This is a genomic window from Bacteriovorax sp. HI3 (genome assembly GCF_059738875.1).
Genome location: NZ_AP026946.1, coordinates 662,985 through 683,463 on the forward strand (window position 1 = coordinate 662,985; position 20,479 = coordinate 683,463).

General features: G+C 40.0%; 19 protein-coding genes and 1 riboswitch. Of the genes, 16 read left to right on the forward strand and 3 right to left on the reverse strand.

Features of this window, described 5'->3' with window-relative positions:
* Positions 1-30: 30 nt before the first annotated feature.
* Positions 31-1,917 carry an ABC-F family ATP-binding cassette domain-containing protein gene (locus tag AC6JA8_RS03135; RefSeq protein WP_142410067.1) on the reverse strand — a complete coding sequence of 629 codons (1,887 nt, stop codon included), beginning with the start codon at positions 1,915-1,917 and terminating at the stop codon, positions 31-33.
* 122 nt (positions 1,918-2,039) lie between these two features.
* On the opposite strand from AC6JA8_RS03135, the gene AC6JA8_RS03140 reads away from it, so the two are divergent.
* The 15 genes from AC6JA8_RS03140 to AC6JA8_RS03210 all read left to right on the forward strand — a co-directional run bounded on the left by AC6JA8_RS03140 (position 2,040) and on the right by AC6JA8_RS03210 (position 16,864).
* Positions 2,040-2,735, forward strand: a complete 696-nt coding sequence (locus AC6JA8_RS03140; protein ID WP_497975719.1) for a YkgJ family cysteine cluster protein — start codon at positions 2,040-2,042, stop codon at positions 2,733-2,735.
* A gap of 12 nt (positions 2,736-2,747) precedes the next feature.
* Positions 2,748-3,377: a methyltransferase domain-containing protein gene (locus tag AC6JA8_RS03145; RefSeq protein WP_142410065.1), complete on the forward strand. Its 630-nt coding sequence runs from the start codon at positions 2,748-2,750 to the stop codon at positions 3,375-3,377.
* Entirely contained in the window at positions 3,377-3,712 is a 336-nt protein-coding gene (locus AC6JA8_RS03150) for an arsenate reductase family protein (RefSeq protein WP_142410064.1), read from the forward strand. The genes AC6JA8_RS03145 and AC6JA8_RS03150 overlap by 1 nt, the downstream gene beginning before the upstream one ends.
* 1 nt (position 3,713) lies before the next feature.
* The gene (locus AC6JA8_RS03155; protein ID WP_497975720.1) at positions 3,714-4,514 is read left to right on the forward strand and encodes a tRNA-uridine aminocarboxypropyltransferase; all 801 of its coding nucleotides are present in this window, start codon (positions 3,714-3,716) and stop codon (positions 4,512-4,514) included.
* Between the two features lie 202 nt (positions 4,515-4,716).
* A complete protein-coding gene (locus AC6JA8_RS03160) occupies positions 4,717-5,859 on the forward strand; it encodes an ankyrin repeat domain-containing protein (protein ID WP_497975721.1) in 1,143 nt (380 codons plus the stop codon).
* Positions 5,860-5,869: 10 nt separating this feature from the next.
* A complete protein-coding gene (locus AC6JA8_RS03165) occupies positions 5,870-6,172 on the forward strand; it encodes a hypothetical protein (RefSeq protein WP_497975722.1) in 303 nt (100 codons plus the stop codon).
* 229 nt (positions 6,173-6,401) lie between these two features.
* Entirely contained in the window at positions 6,402-8,504 is a 2,103-nt protein-coding gene (locus tag AC6JA8_RS03170) for a hypothetical protein (RefSeq protein WP_497975723.1), read from the forward strand.
* A gap of 81 nt (positions 8,505-8,585) precedes the next feature.
* Positions 8,586-10,739 (forward strand): hypothetical protein, encoded by a 2,154-nt coding sequence (locus AC6JA8_RS03175; RefSeq protein WP_497975724.1) that lies wholly within the window; start codon positions 8,586-8,588, stop codon positions 10,737-10,739.
* A gap of 130 nt (positions 10,740-10,869) precedes the next feature.
* Entirely contained in the window at positions 10,870-11,385 is a 516-nt protein-coding gene (locus AC6JA8_RS03180) for a winged helix-turn-helix transcriptional regulator (RefSeq protein WP_142410060.1), read from the forward strand.
* On the forward strand, positions 11,385-11,873 hold the full coding sequence (locus AC6JA8_RS03185; protein ID WP_497975725.1) for a GreA/GreB family elongation factor: 489 nt from the start codon (positions 11,385-11,387) through the stop codon (positions 11,871-11,873). Before AC6JA8_RS03180 ends, AC6JA8_RS03185 begins: the two co-directional genes overlap by 1 nt.
* 16 nt (positions 11,874-11,889) lie before the next feature.
* Positions 11,890-11,960: riboswitch (adenosylcobalamin-variant (AdoCbl-variant) riboswitch) on the forward strand.
* A gap of 29 nt (positions 11,961-11,989) precedes the next feature.
* A complete protein-coding gene (locus AC6JA8_RS03190) occupies positions 11,990-12,400 on the forward strand; it encodes an acyl-CoA thioesterase (protein WP_497975726.1) in 411 nt (136 codons plus the stop codon).
* A gap of 103 nt (positions 12,401-12,503) precedes the next feature.
* Positions 12,504-13,307, forward strand: a complete 804-nt coding sequence (locus tag AC6JA8_RS03195) for a hypothetical protein (protein WP_497975727.1) — start codon at positions 12,504-12,506, stop codon at positions 13,305-13,307.
* Between the two features lie 390 nt (positions 13,308-13,697).
* Positions 13,698-15,509 (forward strand): HAMP domain-containing methyl-accepting chemotaxis protein, encoded by a 1,812-nt coding sequence (locus tag AC6JA8_RS03200; protein ID WP_497975728.1) that lies wholly within the window; start codon positions 13,698-13,700, stop codon positions 15,507-15,509.
* 3 nt (positions 15,510-15,512) lie between these two features.
* Entirely contained in the window at positions 15,513-16,388 is an 876-nt protein-coding gene (locus AC6JA8_RS03205; protein WP_497975729.1) for a CheR family methyltransferase, read from the forward strand.
* Positions 16,385-16,864 carry a chemotaxis protein CheD gene (locus AC6JA8_RS03210; protein WP_497975730.1) on the forward strand — a complete coding sequence of 160 codons (480 nt, stop codon included), beginning with the start codon at positions 16,385-16,387 and terminating at the stop codon, positions 16,862-16,864. The genes AC6JA8_RS03205 and AC6JA8_RS03210 overlap by 4 nt, the downstream gene beginning before the upstream one ends.
* Positions 16,865-16,944: 80 nt before the next feature.
* On the opposite strand, the gene AC6JA8_RS03215 is transcribed toward AC6JA8_RS03210, so the two are convergent.
* On the reverse strand, positions 16,945-17,703 hold the full coding sequence (locus AC6JA8_RS03215) for an SDR family NAD(P)-dependent oxidoreductase (RefSeq protein ID WP_497975731.1): 759 nt from the start codon (positions 17,701-17,703) through the stop codon (positions 16,945-16,947).
* A gap of 104 nt (positions 17,704-17,807) precedes the next feature.
* Between AC6JA8_RS03215 and AC6JA8_RS03220 the strand changes: the two genes are divergently transcribed.
* On the forward strand, positions 17,808-18,710 hold the full coding sequence (locus AC6JA8_RS03220) for a LysR family transcriptional regulator (protein WP_497975732.1): 903 nt from the start codon (positions 17,808-17,810) through the stop codon (positions 18,708-18,710).
* Here AC6JA8_RS03220 and AC6JA8_RS03225 read toward each other — a convergent pair whose 3' ends face one another.
* Entirely contained in the window at positions 18,711-20,417 is a 1,707-nt protein-coding gene (locus AC6JA8_RS03225) for a sensor histidine kinase (protein WP_497975733.1), read from the reverse strand.
* Between the last annotated feature and the right edge of the window lie 62 nt (positions 20,418-20,479).

The window sequence follows — 20,479 nt, forward strand, 5'->3', positions numbered from 1 at the left end:
AAAAGGAAAAGATTAAATTAGTCGGGTATTTTATTTTTCGAGCTCTTCAAGCTCTTGATAAAGCGCCAGGAGTCTTTCTTCCAGAACGCTTTGGGCGTCTGTCAGGATTTTTAATTCACCATTTTTAGGATCGGCGAGCTTCGTGTAGTCGAGGCCTGCGATCTTTTCTTCGATGATTTTAACCTTGGATTCAGTTGCTTCAATGTCGGTATAGATCGTTTCAAGACGAAGCTTGTTTTTGTTGTTGTTTACCTTAGGAGCTGCAACAGGTTGAGGAGCAGAAGGAGCAGGGGGAGCTTCTTTAGTGCTTTCCTTAAGCTCTTTTTCAATCTCCAGGGCATCCAGGTAAGGGGAAACCTGATCGTATCCACCTTCGAAGTTCTGTAGTTTCTTGTCATCAATCAACCAGACTTTATTGGTCACTGTACTTAAGAAAGCACGGTCGTGACTGATGAGGATAACGGCACCTGGAAATTCAGCGAGTTTTTCTTCCAGGATCTGGATCGTTTCAAGATCGAGGTCGTTGGTAGGCTCATCGAAGATTAAAATATCGCCCGGTTTTGTTAAGTTAAAAGCAAGTTGAAGCCTGCTTTTTTCTCCACCGGAAAATGTTTTAAGTGGGCGGTTGATATCGTCGCGCTCAAAAAGGAAACTTTCAAAGTAAGAGATGACGTGTTTTTTCGATCCATCCGGAAGGGCCACGAAATCATTTCCGTCGCCGAGCAATTGATAAGGAGTTGTATCGATATCGAGCTCATCGCGCTTTTGTGAGAAATATTGGATTTGTAAATTATCAGCAGTTTTCATCTTGCCACCAGTTGGAACAAGATCACCTTTGACTAATTTTAACAGAGTGGTTTTCCCCACACCGTTTTGTCCCAAAAGGCCAATCTTATTGCCTTTGTGGATTTCTCCGCTGATTTGTTCAAAGAGAACTTTCGATTTTGAGTATTCAAAATCAAGATCAGTGAAGGAGACGAGAACTTTTGTCTGACGGCCGGATTTTTGTAAACTTAAATCAAGGGTCTTTTTGGCTTCACTCTTGATTGTCGAAACACGGTCTTTTAGCTCGAGAAAATTCTCTACGCGCTTTTTACTTCTTGTTCCGCGGGCCTTAACACCCTGGCGCATCCACGCTTGTTCGCGCTCCAGATTGTTTTTAAGTTTATTGAGTAAACTCATTTTTGCCTGTTCTGATCTTTCCAGGAAGGCCAGGTAGTCAGTGTAAGAGCCGTCGAAGTTTTCGATTCTCCCGTGCTGAATATGCAGGATTCTTCTCGTTAATTTGGAAAGCAGGTAACGGTCGTGAGTAATAAGCATAAAAGCTTTTGAAGTTGAGTTAAGTTCGTCTTCAAAGAGCTTGATGGTTTCAATGTCTAAGTGGTTGGTCGGCTCATCCCATAAAATGAGATTGGCGTTGCTTGAAAGACCAAGGCTCAAGAGAATTTTCTTTTGCTCACCACCCGAAAGGTCGGTGATTTTTTTGTCTAAATTCTCGTGACCGAAATATTTTAAATATGATTCGTAATCCTGGATTAATTCCCATCCGTGAAGTCTTTCGAATTCATCGAGGTGAGTTTCATAAAGAGTTTTTAACTCAGGATAAAAAACGAAAAAGTAGTCCTTAATCGAGACATTTTCATGGCCGGTAACTGGAAGCTCTTGAGGGACATAAAAAAGAGTGAAGCGTTTTGAGTCGTCTCCATCTCCGCGCGCCTTATTGAATTCAAAGGGAGGCGTAGAGTGATCTGGAACCACATCTCCTGAGAGGATCTTAAACAGCGTCGATTTTCCTTTCCCGTTTAGACCTAATAAACCAATGCGGTCCCCTGTTGAAATAGAGAGCTGGGCATTCTTAAAAATGGTTTTAGTACCAAAGGTAAGGTGAATATTCTTGATGCTGCAAAGTAAACTCATTCAGCGATTATAATGACTTGAATATCAATCGGCAATTAATTCCCAATTGCACAGGGAGATTCCTGTAACGTGCTACCATTAAGTTAGGTTACCTTTTTGGGTGGCTCCCTGCGGGAGAGAGTATGAACATTCCAGCAATCGCAAAAAACACTTTTGAGTTGCTTCGAAATCAGCCCGAATTTATGAATATCACCGAGTCGGTGGTAGAGCACCTAAATAAAATCAAAAGCAAACTTGAGAAGGCCCGTTTCGTTCATAACGTTGTCGATGAATGCAATAAAGAAGTCTTCGCACACCCACTTTTAAAAGAGTTTGTTCCTTGTAAAGCTGGATGCTCTGGTTGCTGCCACACTCAGGTGAGCGTGACAGAAGATGAGGCCGAACTCCTGTTGCATAACATTGATGAAGGTGTCGTGATTGATTACAATCGCTTGAGTCTTCAGAGTGAAGTGGGCAATGAAGCCGCTGATTTTTACAAACTTTCTTATAAAGATCGCGCTTGTGTTTTCCTCGATGAAAACGGAGCGTGCAAAGTGTATAAAGACCGTCCCTCTGTTTGCCGCACTAACGCTGTTGTAGGTGAAGCCTCTCAGTGCGATACCAGCTCACAGGCCCAAGGTCCTCTTCGCTTAGTTAAAACCCCTAAGGCCGACATGGCCATCGTCGCAGCTTTTGCTGTGGCAGAAAGCGGAACTCTGCCAGTTATGCTCTCTAAGGTATTAAAAGAAAGAAACGCCAGCGAAGATATTGGCTTTTTCAAGACCATTTTCGATCGTTTTACCGGGCGAAAACCAGTTCCCAAAGACACCCGATTATAGTAAAAATCCCCAATGGATTGCCTCTTATGTCACTCTGATTCAACATCTTTTGTTGCCGGTACTTTTATTTGTCCGGAATGCGCACTGGTGTTTAAAAATCCAGCTGACTTTCTGAGCGCTACAGATGATCACGATCGCTATGCTCAACACCAAAACAATAGTGAAGACCAGGGATACCGCGATTTTTTAGGCAAACTTCTCAACCCACTAAAAGACTTTCTTCCCCCTCATTTTAATGCACTCGATTTCGGGTGTGGCCCGGGGCCAACTCTTTCACTTCTTTTAGAAGAAGAGGGTGGCGAGGTCGAAATTTACGATCCCATTTTTTTTCCAGACGCTCATTTACTCATCCCTGAAACTTATGATGTCGTGACATCGACTGAAGTTGTTGAGCACTTTAAAACGCCAAAAAAAGATTGGGAACTTTTAGTTGGACTCGTTAAAGACGGAGGTCTTTTAGGAATCATGACCCAGTTTTACGACGAGTCTATTGATTTCCAAAAGTGGTGGTATAAAAACGACCCAACACATGTGGCATTTTACCAGGAAAAAACACTCAATTACCTGGCGGAAACTTATCAACTCGATATGATCTACAACGATCACAAGTCAGTCGTGATTTTTAGAAAGAGAGGCTATTAATGTTTACCATGTATGCAATCCCTAATTGTGACACTGTTAAGAAGGCACGTACTTTTTTAGATAAGAAAAAGATCGCTTACGAATTTGTGGATTTCAAAAAAACACCACCGACAAAAGAGCAGATTAAGAGATGGGCCGATTTTATGGGGGAGCTTCCCGCTAATAAAAAAGGAACGACTTACAAAAAATTAAAAGATGAATTCGAGGCTCTGACACCAGCTAAAAAAATTGATTTCATGATCGAAAACTCTTCAATGATCAAAAGGCCCGTTTTAGAAAAAAATGGCAAAACGCTCGCGATTGGTTTTGACGAAGAAACATACGGCGGGCTCTAGTTTGGATAAGGCGACCTACCTCAAGATTAAGGCCGAAAGAGAAAAAGCATTTTTAGAAAGTAAAAATGCCAAGGAAGATTTTTGTTTTAAGTGCCATCGTCTGCAGAAGTATTGCCTGTGCCCACTGATTAAGCCTTTCGATACCAAGATGAAATTCGTTATCCTGATGCATCCGATGGAAGCAAAAAAAGAAAAGCAGGGCACTGGAAGAATCTGTCTGGCCACGCTTAAAAATTCGCACATGATCATGGGTGTAGACTTCACTGAAAACGAAGAGGTCAACGCTCTTATTAATGACCCGAATAATTACTGTTTTACGATGTATCCGGGAGAGCGTTCACTCAATGTTTCTGAGCACGATGTTGCTCCTTTAAATAAGCTTCTAGATGAGAATAAAACCATCGTTCTTTTCCTCATTGATGGCACCTGGCCTTGCGCTAAAAAAATGATGAGAGAATCTAAAAACATCCAGTCTCTTCCTCGCATCTCTTTTACAGCGACTCATACTTCTATTTTTGAAATTAAAGAGCAGCCTGCCGATTACTGCCTTTCAACTCTGGAGTCTATCCACTTCTTTATTCAAGAGTGCAGCCGCCGTGGAGTTGAAAATACGGCCGGGGCCGAGGACAATCTTATTGATGTTTTCAAGGCCATGATCAAGTTTCAAATGGACTGTGCTCTAGACCCGAACAGATCGTCTTATAAACGTGGATCAAAGTTGGGGTACTCTAAAAAAGAAGACCGTGTGAAGGCCAAGAAGTGGCTGACGAAAAGTCGTTCTGTTATTCTCCCTGATCGCTAATTTTTCTTAATTTATGTTCAAATTTATTTCAGTATGTTTGGAATTTTAAGACTTACAAGAGTTAAGGCGCCTATTAACTTGTAATCATTGAAAAATATCGAAATTCAAAGAGACAAGTGTTTTGCGATTCAATGTTTAATTCCTTTTGACATATTCTCGGGAGGCGTTGTATCAAACGCAAAATTTAAAAAGGAAGTAACTTATGTTCAAACTCATTCCTGTAATGTTGTTATTTTGTAGCTCGCTTGCTTTTGCAACTCCAAATGAAGACATGATTAGTTATGTAAAAAATGGCTATGAAGATGATCTTGTTGAATTGCTCGAAACGGGAAAAGACATCAACATAAATTATCAAGATGCAGAGGGGTTAACAGCTCTTCACTATGCAGCCCTCTATAAAAGACCAAATATTGTTAAAATTCTTACGACGACTTATCCATTGAGCGCGTTAATTGATTACAATGTCCAAGACAAATATAATCAGACTTCTTTTTATATCGCTATTCGCACATGTAATGAATGCGTGTCTATTTTATTAGATAAAAAATCTCGTATTGATATTGAGCTTGGTCCAATTACACCATTATTAAAGGCCGTGATTGATAAAAATGAACCAATGGCAACTCTGCTTATCAGTATTGGAGCAAATACTGATGTGTTGATGCCTCTGAAAGATGGCTCTACAGAACCTTTAATTGCATCACTGATTGATAAAAGAATGCTTCCAACTCTTAAAGAGTTTTTAAAAGTTAACACAAACTTAAATGTTAGATTTGGAAATAAATATACTGCTTTAATTTTAGCTGCTGCTTGGAATTCGAAAGAAGTGGTAAAAACTTTGGTAGAAGCTGGTGCAAACTTAAATTTAAGAGATGCCAATGGTAATACAGCATTACATCACGCAGCCAAAAATTTAGATACGAATTTAGACATGTCACTTTATGAATACTTGATTGAACGTGGAGCTAAAATTGATTTAGCAAATTCACAAAATTTAACTCCATCAATGATTTTAAGTTATCGTAGGTCATATCTTGAAAATTATAATCTATTTTTTGAACTATTGAATAATTCCTCAGCTGAAAGATACGAGATGAAAATCTCGCAAAATTTTGTAAGTAAAAAAAATGAAATGTCTATCACTGTTACGGTAGGAGTTAATACCTATGATGTAAATACGGTAAGATTTTTAAACGATAATGTAAGATTTGATTTGTCTTCTAATTTAATTATTTTTAACAATAAATTTATATTTAAATTTAAAAATGAGAATAATGCTCTTCAAGCTCAACAATCTTTATCCAACATGAAATCACTTTACGAAAATTTCATTTCAACATTATAAGGAAGTACAAATGAAAAAATTAATTTTAGCTCTTTCTTTATTTTCAGTTAGTGTTTTTGCACAAGAATTCTCAAGCTATACACAGTGTGCAGCTAAAACACCATGCTTTGACTATTATGGTAGACCGGCAGGAGTGGCACAATGTTTTGTTGTTGGTTCAGCCTACGTTAGCAGTGGAGATAATAGCAATGCATGTTCATGGTATGTTGAACCGGGAGTAGGGGTTAGGTGCTCAGGCTACGCTCAGGTGCGTAACCAATGGGGGCAAATAGTATGGGCTTGGCAAAATTATGAAGCTCGCTGTCCACGTTAGATAAATAAATTGCCTAAAGGCCGTTGATTTAACGGCCTTTTTATTTCTTCTAGCTACGCCTTAACTTATCCTACTAATAACACAAAAAGTGGGCATTCAAAGAAGCCTATCCATCTCATATATCCGACTGAAATCCTTAGCTTTAGGTCAATATTACCTTCCATCTTTTAAGACGTTATACGGTTATAATGTAAAATAGATTTATAGAACCATATCGGTGGGTACGAATATGTTAAAGCATCTTTATAAGACATTGTTGATTTCAGTGATCTCTTGGTCGCTTTTAACAGTTCAATCTTCTGTTGTTTTTGCGGCTGCGACTGAAAGTAAAGCAACTGTCACAACAGATTCTAATGGTGTCATCACTGCTAAGAAGAGTGTCTCTTTTGAGAAAGTAAGTGACACGGACATGTTGGCTTCGATTACCATGCTTGCCGGTGGATTTATTGCAGGAAGGATGTGGCAAGCTTATTCGCCTGTGTCTATTGACGTAACAATTGCAGCCGCTGGTGGTGTTGCGTTCATTGCAGGCGAGGTGATGAGTAATATCAAGTTCAAAGGCACTATTGATGCCATGACCGTTGAAGTGGAAAAAAAGAGTGACGGTACAATCAATGAAGAACAGATCCAAAGACTTCAAGATTTAAAAAAATCTTATGAAGAAGCAAAGAAAACGACTAAAACAAAAAAGACATTGCAATTGGCTGCAGCAGCTGCTTTTGGTGCTGCCGCTTTAACTGCAACTTATATGGCCTACAGTGAAGAGGGGGCAATTCAAAGTTGTCTACAGACACTTAATTATGCTTCCGGTGCACTAGATAAGTGTATTGCTGCGGGGGCGACCGGTGTCGGAGCAACTGAGTCTGGTGCTTGTACTGCTTGTAAGCCTTTAATGGAAGGGTATCGTGCAAGTTTCATGGCCTACTCTAAGGCCAGAACGCCTCCTGGGCAACCATCAGGAATGAAAGATAAAGCGGTGTTCCCTTATGAGCTGACAGCAAAAAATCCTATGAATATGTGTAGTGAAATTGTCGCTGGGGCAACTGTTACGACACTATCAAAAAGTGTGCAAGGGGCATGTTTACCGGCAGCTAATCTTCTAATTAAAGATCAGCAGTCTGCACCTAACCCAATTACTGGTGATATTGTTGATGCCGGAAAAATATTAGGACTGCCAGCGGCTCAGCATTTTGTGAATTCACCTCAGATAAAAACAAATATTTTCGCAAACTACTTAGAGAGAAGCTTATCGTTTATTTTTCCAGAAGCTCAGGCTGGTTGGTTGCCAATGCTTGGTTTAGGGGCTGGGACACTCTTAGCTTTTTCCGGAATCCTGGGAACAATGGGAGTTTCAGTTGATACGTACATGTTTGTGCCAATGAACAGAGCGATCGCTTTTGGTGTCCTTGCTGGAATTTCATACATGGCTTCAAGATCATCTGATAATATCATTAAGAAGCTTGATGATAACATCCAGAAAATCGATGCAATTCTGGCCGACATGAATAAATTAAACAAAGGGGTTAAGGCCCAGAACTTACAAAATCAATCTGTCGCTATTAAGACAATCAATCCTTCTATCCAGAGTGCTCAGCCTTTCTCTGCAGATGGTTCTGCTAAAACTCCGTGTATGACAGGCAACAGCTCTGAAAATTGTGCGAAATTAGCGGACAAATTATCTTCTATGCCAGGCTTTGCAAATTTACCTGATTCGTTGAAGGGGATTGCTTCTCAGTCAGTAAGTCTTGGTGACAGCTTAAGTGGATCATCAGGAATCAGTGGTTCAACACTAACAAGTGCCGAAGCTCTAGGGAACAAGCAAAACGCGATCAACAAAGCATTAAAGAACCAGCAGGCAAAACTGACAAAAATTACCAATGGAAAATTTGATGCTGGTAAAGAAGAAAATAAATTCAAAGATAAAGTTAATGCAGCTTTAAAAAAAGAATTGCAAAAGCATGGAATGACAGCAACTGGTTTCATGGCAAGTATTGGCTCAACTCCAATGAACTCAGCCGATTCTAAAAATGATAAGGACTCGGGTTCTGGCAAGGGTGTCAATTTTGAAGGCAATGCTGTCAACTTAGCTGCAGGTGAAGCAACTGGTGAAAAAGAAAAAGAAGAAGGACTAAAACTTGAGTTTAAAGATACTGCACCAGTAGGTGATGGTCTGGCTCTTGGAGCTCCGATGGTTTCAGGCTCGGATCATTTAGATGTAAAAACCGATGAGATCAACGGCCAGAATGGGCCATCAATTTTTGAATTAATTTCTAGAAGATATTTTAAATCAGGTTACCCAAAACTTCTTGAGGAAGAACCAGCTAAAAACTAAGTTCTCTCTAACAAGATCGAGGCACGTATGTTGAAGTTTTTTTACAAAGTATGTTTGGTATCAATTCTTTCCGGTTCCTTAATGCTGATTGATTTCAGTTATAAAGGGGCACTTCTTCAGTCTGCGCAGGCAGAAACTGTAAAAACTGAGGCCATTAAGGATAAAGACTTAATGGGGACGTTGACCATGACAGCAGTTGGGACCATCGCCTCACGACTTTATACTTATAAGATGACAACGGATGTGATGCTTGCAGCTGCCGGTGGTGCTGCTTTTATTGCAGGTGAGGTTCTTGCTTATCTTAAATTAAAAGAAGTGATGAAAGGCATGGAACAAGAAATCACTAGGGATAAAAACGGAAACATTAATCAAGAACAAATTGCAGCTTTAGAGAGATTGAAAAAGTCTTATGAAGAAGCAAAGAAAACTGCAAACACAAAAAAAATGCTTCAAATGGCTGCAGCAGCGGCTTTCGCAGCTGCAGGTGTGGCCGCTTATACAATGGCTGCCGGTGATATGACGGCGTTAACTACATGTACATCGGGAATTGGAACAGCTCTATCTACAGTTTCCGGAGCAGTCACAGCTCAATGCCAAGCTTGGTTAAGTGCTCCTTGTCCCGGGCCTTGTACACAGCCGCTGGGTGCGCAATGTATGAGTGAAGTTGGTACATGTACTGCTGCTATCACCAAGTATCAACAATCGTTAATGACATATGAAATGGCCAGACAAGCCTCTGGACCATCAGCACAAGGATTAGCGACAACGACTGCTCAAGGAAAAGCTCTTCAAGCAGAATTAAGTGCATTGACCGGGTCTTGTCCAATGCACACTCAAGCGGCTAACGGATCACTCCAGGGAGCTTGTCAGCCTCTTATTCCAAATAATGATATCGGGACCAGCGGTGGTGCCGGGCTTATGACAGCAAACAATTCTGTGCAGGATTTACCGCCTATTCTAAAAAAGTACTACATGCAAAACAAGATGGATGCTAGAGAGATGGCAAGTGTTATTGAAAAGAATAAGGCCCATTTCTCTGCTTATTTTGAAAAAGCATTCAATGTAATTTTCCCTCCAGCGCATGCTGAACTTTTTAGTGCAATGGGAATTGCTTCAAGTGCAGCGGTTACTTTCCTTTTAGCGACGTCAGCGACACTTGGGCCATCAATTGATATGTTTCTACTTATCCCACAAAAACGTGCGATTGCATGGGGAGTACTGGCCGGTTTAACATTTGCTGCAACATCGGCAACAGATAATGTCATCAGCCAGATAGATGCAAACATTAAAAAAATTGATACCATTTTGCAATCAATGAGATCTCTAACATTGGGAGCGAATACTACACAAATAGCGGCAAAACAGCCGATGATTCAAACGACCATTAAGCCAAATTCGAATCTGGCGATTGCAGGTGCTAACTATGAAGAGGTAGATTTGTCACAATCAGCTAATGGTGTGGCATTACCTTGTTATACTGGTGGTGATTCGAAAAACTGTAAGTCATTTGACGAGTCAGTTAAAAATCTTCCAAGTTACAATGGTCTTAATGCCGATTCTCAAATGCAGTTATCAACCTTGTTAAAAAATGCAAATGGATTTAACGGGACAAGTAAAATCACGAAAGGATCACTGGAGGGCGCTTCAAACCTTGCCGGCCAAGCTAATGCTTTAAGAAGTGCTTTAGATAAAGCACAAAAAAATGCAGCTGATCGCTTGTTGAAACAAAAAAGTAAGATCAATTTAGCTCAACAGGCTAAAGCGCTTTCGGATTCGATTGAAAAGGGTGTGAATGATTCTTTAAAAAAATCTAACTCTACTGCCGGCCAGATGTACGCTTCAATGTATGGTGGCCGAGGTGGCGCATCTGCTGTTGGTTCATCTACCGCTTCTACAGATGACAAAAAAGTTGAAGAGTTAAAAAAGACTCCGGCGGCAGGTACCGGTGTGATAGATATGAGCGGTGCTGGTGCTTCGGGAGAGAAGGTAGATCTAGGTCTTACTGGTGTAACTGATAATTCTAAAACAATGACTCCTGAAGAATTAGCTGCATTTAATGAAGCTCAGAAAAATGCAGGTGCAACAATGGACGATTACGATTTAAAAGAAAATCAAATCTCAAAAGACTCATCAACTTCAATCTTTGAACTCATCTCAAACCGCTACCAACGCACAGGTTACCAACGCCTGTTTGAGAAAGTTAAGACCCAAGATCCGACCAAAGCAAAAGAATAAAATACTTCATAAGCCCCTCATTTGAGGGGCTTTTAGTTCGCGCCGCAAACTATTTTTCAAACCCCCTTTACATGGTTACGATTGTATACTAAGCTCTCGTTAGGAACTGAGTCTAAAATGAGAGGTTATTATGAAATTAGATACTTATAGTCAGTCTACGCCAGAAGTAGCGGAAACTAATACAATCAATACTGCTAAAACGGCCACTACGGAACAGTCTGGTAAGGACTTCTTCGTACAGAACACATGTAAAGATAAGAAGGACAGCGAAGGCCACGGCGTATGCCCTCTAAGAGAGCTTTTAAGCCGTCTGGGAGACAAGTGGAGCGTGCTTCTAATCCTTACTCTCGCAAGAATGCCAGGAGAGCGTGCACGTTTCTCTGAGCTAAAAAGAAGCCTTCCGGATATCTCACAAAGAATGCTGACTGCGACTCTTAGAAACCTTGAGAGAGATGGTCTTATTTCAAGAGAGATGTTTGCTGAAGTGCCACCAAGAGTTGAGTATCAACTAACTGAACTTGGAGTGAGCATTCTAAACCCAATGAGAGAAATTGTTACCTGGATCGAAGGAAACTGGACAACGATCATCACTTCGAGAGAAACTTTTGATAAGAAAAATCCAAAAGAGGAAAGTGAGCTTCAGTAGTGCTAGAAACAATTGATAAAAAAAAGATCGTTGAAGTTTTAATTGAAAAGTTAAATACAGAATTAAAAGAAGTCGAAGGCGCGGCCAAATCCACTCGTGATTTGGCCGTAGCCCCCGATCTCAAGTCGGAAGGAAAGTACGACACTCGTGCCATCGAAGCTGGGTATCTTGCCAGCGCTCAAAATAAAAGAGTCGAAGAAATCAAAATGGACATTCAGATGCTCGAAGACCTGGTGACTCAGATTGAGCCGGCCAGCAAACTTCAATTGGGCTCTTTAGGTCTTATTGACTGCAACGGACAGAAGAGATTGTATTTTCTCTCGACCACGTCTGGTGGATCAATGCTGATGATCGATAATTATCCAATTCTGGTGATTTCAGTTTTTTCTCCTATTGGCGATGCGGCCTTAGGCCTTGGCGCTGGAGAGAGTTTTGAAGTGGAAACTCCAAAAGAGACAAGACAGTACGAAATTGTCGAAGTATATTAACTCCAACAAAAACCAAAGATAAAAATCAAGTGAAGTCTGGTGAGATTCCAGCACTGTCCCGCAACGGTTAGAGTCCGATCCTTATTTTTATCTCCATTCATCCCGCGGAGGAATTTATGACTGAGCCATTCTCTTTATCTGCCCTTATTTCTGCCAAAATTGAAAATTCAATCACCAAACAAACCAAGGCCATCTTTCCCGATGTCACCAATCACTATGAAACATTATTTGGTGGTACTGCTTTATCGTGGATGGATGAAATTGCTTTTATCTGCGCGACTCGTTTTTCACGTTTAAGAGTTGTCACTGTTTCAACAGACAGGATCGATTTTAAAAGACCAATTCCTGCAGGGAAAATCGCAGAACTAGTCGCCAAAGTTAAAAAGGTTGGTGAGACAAGTCTGGTGGTCGGTGTGGAAATGTTCACTGAAGACATGTACGGCGAAAGCAGGGAGCTTGCCGTTAGAGGGGACTTCACTTTCGTGGCCATAGACGAAAATAAAAAGCCAACAAAAGTACTAATTTAAACACTTTATATTGTAATATCTATACGCTTTTTATTTTGATATTCCTTTGTGATTAAGCATCGGCTAGGATCGGAAAAATTATCCATCACCTATGAGAGGGAATATGAAAAAGATTTTAGCTGTATTTATTTGTATGATGTCTTTTAGTGCTTTTGCAGAGTATTCAGCAGAAGAGAGAGCAAAATTAAATGCTATCAGTTCATCTCTGACGAATCGTCGAACAGAGTATGCGAGTGCTATGGCCAGCGCGCGTCTTTATTCTGAGACGACAGATATCTTCGACCTTAATAAGTACTGTAAGGTTCTTCAAGGCGAATTTGGAGTTCCATTTCAAGAGTTTTCGACTTATGCAAAACAAGCGAATTCTGTATTAGTGTCTAACGACTCTACGGAAGTTAAGAATCTTTTAAACTCAATGTTGATTAACGGAGAGAGTGCTATTGCTAATTGTGGAAAGAAAAAAGCCAGCTTTAGCACATTAGAAGCCTTTTATGGTGCGATGGCCCCTCTACAGGATTTAATTCTTAAAGCTGTTAATCAAAGTGGAGCAGGTGAAGTGGCCGTAGAAGATTATGATAGAGTGACACCTGGTCTTTCAAAACTTGCCTTCTCTAAAGATGTAAAAGCTTTAAAAGGGAAATTCATTATTCTTATCTCTAAAGAAAATGGTAAAAAATGTGAATTAAGTATCAATACGAAAGCAGCACCTTTTATTGTGATTCCTGCAGGATCAGAAATGGTCATCCAAAACCGTTTTGATGGAGTTCCAAATTACGGTCTTTACCTAATGAGTGAGCGCGCACCTGGCGATTTTCTTTTTGCTCTAGGGTGTGGAAAAGGCCTAAGCGTTGATCAGATCCAGAACATGCTGGCAGAGATTGGCGTTTCATTTAAAGATATTAAGTAATCCTTATTGGCAACTAGAAGCAATGAGTTTCTAGTTGCCTTTCTTTGGGCATCGGTCTTCTCATCTTTACTAAAAAAGAACCCGCGAATACGAAAACTGCATGGCCTTGTAGAGTTATGACAGTTTTTAGACAAATATTATTTTTATAGCGAGTGTCTAATAGTCTTTTAAGAATAAGAACCTTAAGATCTAAATAAATTTCAGCTTACTTCACCCTAAATGGATTTTCTATTTTTGTTCAGTCTTTCACCACTCACGAATCCAAACTTAATGGTTTCTTAAGCTATTATCAATTTTACTGACCTGGGTTAACTATTCTTTTTCATTATCGATAAGCCCTGCAAATAAACTTATGTTCGCAATAGGCGCGGCTTAACCAAGGAAATCAGTTTGAAAAATTTTAGTTTAAAGGCAAAGTTGCTCTCGCTTTCAACCTTTCTAATTTGTATTTCGTTTTTAATTGGAGGCATTAGTTATTGGAGTTTGAGTAAAGTTGTTAAAAACTTTTCTGTTATTTCTGATACAAGTTATCCTAACACATCAAACATGCTTCAAATGTTCTCGAACTATCGTTCTATGAGAATTGAGGTGACTCAACTGATCTCATCTGAAGTGCCGACAGATATAAAAGATAAAGTTTATGATACTCTTGAAGAAAATATTAAGTCAGATGCAGAACTTCAAAAAAAATATCAGGAAGTAGAGTATTTACCTGGCGAAGAAGTTCTTTATCTTGATTTTAGAAAGTATATTGATGAATCAATTGCAGAAGTTAAAACTGTAATGGAAATGTACAAAAAAGGAAAAGTTGATGCTGAATCACATGCAAAAATGATTCAGATTGTAAATTTCAAACTTGGTGACATCGGTGTACAGGCGAGAACAGCTTCTCATAAACTTAGAAATTTTCATTACGAGCAAGCAGAGCTGGCAGAAAAGACAGCTAAAGATGCAGCTGCAAATGCTACATTTATCATGATTGTTACAATTGCCATTTTAGGCTTTCTGGGAATTGCCGCTTCGTTCATCTTCTCAAATGCATTAACAAAAGCACTTAAAGCCATCAGCGACGCTCTAGATGAATCAAGTACACAAGTATCTTCAGCGGCAGGACAAATTGCTTCTTCTTCTGAAGAACTTTCTCAGGCAGCAACAGAGCAGGCCGCCTCTCTGGAAGAAACATCGGCATCAGTAGAAGAAATGAGCTCAATGATCTCTATTAACTCAGAAAATGCAAAAAAAGCTTCTGAAAATTCTGTATCTTCACATAAACAAGCAGAAAGAGGCCGCCAAGTTGTTAGCGAAATGGTGGCTTCAATGGCCCAAATCAATGAAAGTAACAATAATATTATGACTCAGATTAATGCTTCTAACGAGCAAATGGGTGAGATCGTAAAAGTTATCCAGGAAATTGAATCAAAAACAAAAGTCATCAACGACATCGTATTCCAGACAAAGCTTCTATCGTTTAATGCTTCTGTCGAAGCAGCAAGAGCTGGTGAGCAAGGAAAAGGATTTGCGGTTGTAGCTGAAGAAGTAGGTAACCTGGCACAGATGAGTGGTAACGCAGCTAAAGAGATTTCTGAAATGCTAGCGTCTTCAATTAACAAAGTAGAAAGCATCGCTAATGAAACAAAGACAAAAGTAGATATCCTGATTACGGATGGTGCTGAAAAAGTAAGAATGGGTACAAAAGTTGCTGAAGAATGTGGTGAGGTTCTTGCTGATATCGTAACGAATGTTTCGAGTGTTAGTACAATGGCGAGCGAGATCTCAAACGCAAGTTTAGAACAGTCTAAAGGGATTCAAGAAATCACAAAGGCAATGGGACAACTTGACCAGGTCACTCAGACCAACTCGGCAACTTCTGAAGAAGCGGCGAGTGCAGCAGAAGAATTGTCTGCTCAGGCAGACTCTCTAAAGAATCAGGTTTTAACTCTTGTAGCCGTTATTAACGGATCGAATGCACCAGTGCATACAACTGTTGATAAAAAACCAAATGCACCAAAGCAAGCAGCAAAGGCTCCGGTTAATACTTCAACAACAACGAATGTTATCCATATGAAAAAGCCAGCTCCTAAAAAAGCAGCAGCTAAGGTGGCGACAACTGCAGCCCCTGCGCCAGCAATGAAAAAAGCCGCCAATGGTGGAACGAAAGATGGAGTACCAAGCTACGACCATCCAGGATTTGAAGAGGTTTAAGAGTTGGACTTTGCATTGCCAGATTTTTCAAAGAATTTTGAAGAAGAGAAACATATTCAGGACGAGGATTTTGCCTACTTTCAGGACCTCGTCCTTTCTATTGCAGGGATCTCCCTAAGCGAGAAAAAGCGCGATCTTTTAAAGACGCGCTTAGGTCCTTATATCCGCGACAACAATCACGGCAATTATAAAGAGTACCGCCGCTATCTTGAAAATCTGCCAGAAGAGCATCCAGAATGGCAGAATTTAATTAACCTTATCACAACCAACAAAACTGATTTTTTTAGAGAGCCTGCACACTTTGAATACATCGAGACCAAGCTGATTCCTGAATGGGTTAAGATGGGAAAAAAGGAAGTGCGTATCTGGTCTGCAGCATGTTCTTCTGGCGAAGAGCCTTATACGCTGGCAATGTTTTTAAAGAAGAAACTTCCGGCCGGAATGACTTTTAAAATCATGGCTTCAGATATTGATACAAATATTTTAAGCCGTGCAAAAAATGGTGTGTATCCAATTTCTAAGTTCAATGAAATTCCAGAAGAGTTTCAAAAAGATTCGCTTGATATGGGAACAGGGGCCATCTCTGAATGGTTTAGAGTCAAGAAGAAGTTAAAAGATCACATCGATTTTAAACTTTATAACTTGATTGAAGACAATCTTCCCAGCGATGAGCTTTTTGATTTAGTTCTTTGTCGTAACGTCATGATCTACTTCCCAAAAGAAGTGATTAAAATTGTCGCAGATAAAATCTATAAGGCGACAACTAATGAAGGATGCTTGTTTATTGGGCATTCAGAGTCTTTGCAGGCGATTAAGAGTTCATGGTTTACGGCAGCTCCATCTATTTACAAAAAAACGGCCACCGGTAAGAGAAGATGAATGAAAACATCCTTTGCCTGAACATTGGAGAACTCATTGTCACAGGCGATGATGTAGTGATTAGCACAACTCTTGGGTCTTGCGTTTCAGTTTGTCTTTATTCTTCATCTAAAAAAATTGTAGGGATGATCCACTATGCACTTCCTTGTTTTTTGGAAAATAGCGAAGAGGGAGATGATCTTCGTTATGGGGATCGCGCTATCCCTATTTTAATTGAAGAGATGGTCAAAGCAACCAAAGAGCCAGTCACTGGATTAAAAGCAAAGATCGTCGGCGGAGCCAACTGCTTCATTCGCAATTCAAAGGGTGGATTGGATGATATAGGCGAAAGAAATATTGAAATGGCCAAAAAGATTTTAAAACAATTTCGAATTGAAATTGTAGGTGAACATATAGGTGGAGATGTTGGTCGAAAAGTCCTCTACCACGGCCTTGAAGGAAGGCTCCAGGTCGCTAGCTTAACGAAGCTTGAGTAACGCTTCATTTGCCCTGGCCAGGCGTTCATAAAAAGTCTCCTGAGAACAATTTTGCTCTCAGGAAACGTATGGGACAAGAGTTAAATCATGATTCCGCCTGAAACTTCGATTCTTTGAGCATTTATCCAACCGCTCTCATCAGATAGCAGAGCCGCGACAGCTCCTCCAACATCATCAGGCAGTCCAACACGGCCAAGAGATGTTTGAGCTGCCAGGGCCTTATTCATCTCTTTGTTATCTCGGACATCTCCTCCACGGAAATCAGTTTCAATTGGTCCCGGAGCGATTGTATTAACTGCAATTCGACGTGGCCCAAGTTCTTTGGCCATATAGCGAGTCATCACTTCGATAGCACCTTTTAGGGCGCCATAAACTGAGTATCCAGGAAATGAGAAGCGAGCAAGTCCTGAAGAGATATTGATAATTCGGCCGCCATCGCTCATCAGAGGAAGAAGTTTTTGTGTCAGAAAAAAAACTCCTTTGAAATGAATATTTGTCAATTGGTCGAATTGTTCTTCTGTTGTTTCCATAATGCTGACGTTGATTCCGATGCCAGCATTATTAACTAAGAAATTAAAATTCTCTCTTTGCCATTTGCTTTTTAAAACGTCTCCAACCAGACCTGCAAAGTCGCCAAAAGTTTTTGAGTTCTCCACATTGAGTTGAAGAGCATGGGCCTTGCGTCCTAATTTTTCAATTTGAGAGACAACCTCATTGGCCTCTTCTTTTTTGCTATTGTATGTAATGATCACGTCTACACCTTTTTCAGCTAAATGTAGTGCCATGCTTTTTCCAAGTCCTCTGCTTCCGCCAGTAATAAGAGCAATTTTTGTTGTCATGTTATTCTCCTTGATGACTTTATTCTATTTGATTATTAATTACGGATAAATATGAGATATTGTGATATACTGTTCATATAAAACGAACAATAGAAAGAGGGATAATGGACCGTTTTTATTCAATGCAGATCTTTGTCAGGGTTGCTGAACTCAATAGTTTTACTAAGGCAGCCGAAAGCCTGGGGCTTCCTAAGGCCAGCGTTTCTACTTACGTGCAACAGCTGGAATCGCAGGTTGGCACACGTCTTTTTCATCGCACGACAAGAAATGTTCAACTGACTAACGACGGTTTGGCATTTTATGAAAGGTGCAAAGATCTCTTAATGGATGTGGAAGAGACCGAGGGCATGTTTCGCGACGAAGGTTTGGGAGTGAAAGGGCGAATCAGGGTAGATATGCCTGTTGCTCTATCTCGCAATGTTGTCATTCCAAGATTGCCTGAGTTTCTCAAAGAGAATCCTCAAGTCGAATTAGAAATTAGCAGCACTGATAGGCGTGTGGATTTGATTCAGGAAGGTTTTGACTGTGTTGTGAGAGTGGGAAGCCTCGCCGACTCAGGTCTTATTGCCAGACCTGTAGGTGAAATGAAAGTTATTAATTGCGCTAGTCCCCAGTACTTAAAAAAGTTTGGAACGCCAAAAAAGCTTGAAGACCTCGCTGATCATTTGTTAGTCCATTACACGCTTACATTAGGAGGCAGGCCTTTTGGATTTGAGTATTTTGAAGACGGCAAATATAAAACCATGAAAATGAAAGGGACGATAACCGTCAATAGCACTGAAGCCTATCAATCGGCCTGCTTGAGTGGTTTGGGAATTATTCAGGCCCCGGAAGTTGGGCTAAGAGATTTAATCAAAAAACAAAAGCTGCAAGAAATTCTTCCCAAGGTCATCTCTGAGCCGATGCCTGTGTCTATTGTTTATCCAAATCGCAGGAACTTACCAAGAAGAGTAAAGGTTTTTATGGATTGGCTGGATGAAGTGATTAAGGATTACATCAATCATTAATTAAGTAACAGGTAGAGCAAAACTAAAAACAGTTCCATTAGGATTTTTATTCTGCGCCTTGATTTCACCTTTATGTAAGTGAACAAAGTCACGGCAAAGAGTGAGGCCTAGCCCTCCTTTATAAGATTTCATATGAAAGCGGCTTAAGAACTGATTCATTTCCATTTCATTCACCCCCGGGCCTTCATCGGAAATCGTGATCGTTACCAACTCGGCATCCATCGTAGCTTCAATATGAATATTGCCATTTTGAGGGGAGTATTTGATAGCGTTTGAAATTAAATTCCTCACTACAGTCTGGATCATGTTGACATCAATTTTAGCCGATGTGTTTTTTTGAATGTTAAGAGTGTAGCCGATATCTTTTTGCATTGAGATTGGACTTAGGTAAAGAATGGCTTCATCGATAAGATCGTAAAGATCGACTTGAGTTGTTTTTAATTGAATTTTTTCCAAACTGTCTTTTGACCAACGAAGGAGACCTTCAACAAACTTGGTGACGTTTTGAGAAGAGTCATGCAACAGGCTCAAGCTTGCCTTCAAATCTTCATCCTCTTGAATGGCCGGATGATCCATCAGGGATTCGACTAAAAGCGTGTGGCTAGCGACATTTCCGATGAGGTCATGGGCCATAACACTGATGAATTTAGTTCTGATTTCCGCCATCTGAGTGAGTTGGATTTCATAATTTTTTTGCTCGGTAATATTTTTTATAATGATGATTCTTCCGGCAAAAGTATTGTTGTTGGCGAGAATGTCTTCAATAGTAATGGAGTAGTATTCTTTATAAGTTTTATAATTAAGGAAGAACTCACTGCTTGGTTTGCCGTCTTCTATGGCCGCAGTTATATGCGAGATAAATTTGTTAAAGGGAAGATCAGACAAGTTTTTGCCATAGGATGAATCATTGAGCTGCAATTGCTGTTTGGCACAAGCATTGAAATCAACTATTTTATTTTTTTGATCAAGACTGATGTAGATGTCGCTGATGGAATCGAGAATCAGACCTCTGGCCACAGGAACAATCTTTAGAACTTCACCTTTTAAAATGATGTAGCAGAAGCATAAGGCCGAAAGAGTTAAAAAAACAGGAACGATTTGAAGATACCGCAAGGTCGGTGACAGCGCCACGGCGACGGTATCAATGGCAAAAGGGACCAGGATACTGGTAAAAAGGATCCAGTTATAATGCTGTTGAATATGGTTCTGTCTTTTTGTAGAGGTCATTAAAAGAAAAAGAGACCACAGCACTGTGACTCTAGCCGCGAAATGATTAAAAAAGAAAATGGGGCCGTTATGAAATGTCAGGACATTGAATCCATAAATATTCCGAATCTCATATTGCTTGATGAAATATTCATGATACGGGCTGATAATAGTTAGTATTGAAACGCATGGTGCAATGATTAAGCTTATTTTTACGTATAGCGGAAGAGGTTTATAATCCCCTAAAGAGCGAATAAGATAAAGTAAGCTGACAGGGATCATGCAAATGCCGACTTGTCTTATTCTCATCAAGTCTATTTTTAAATCCAGAGAGGGAACATTAAAGATGAGAGCAGCTCCTAATGACCAAACTGAAAGTAAAAAGAGAAAAAGACAGAGATAAAGTCCAAGCTTGTTAGATGCTTTCTTCAAGCAATAGAAACTCAAAGAGATGAGTATTAAACCAGAAATCCAGTGAAGGACATTGAACAAGATAGGCATATGTTCAAGTATTCCTTATTTTTATTGATTTTGCTTGCACAAAATGAGCTTTTTTTCTAACG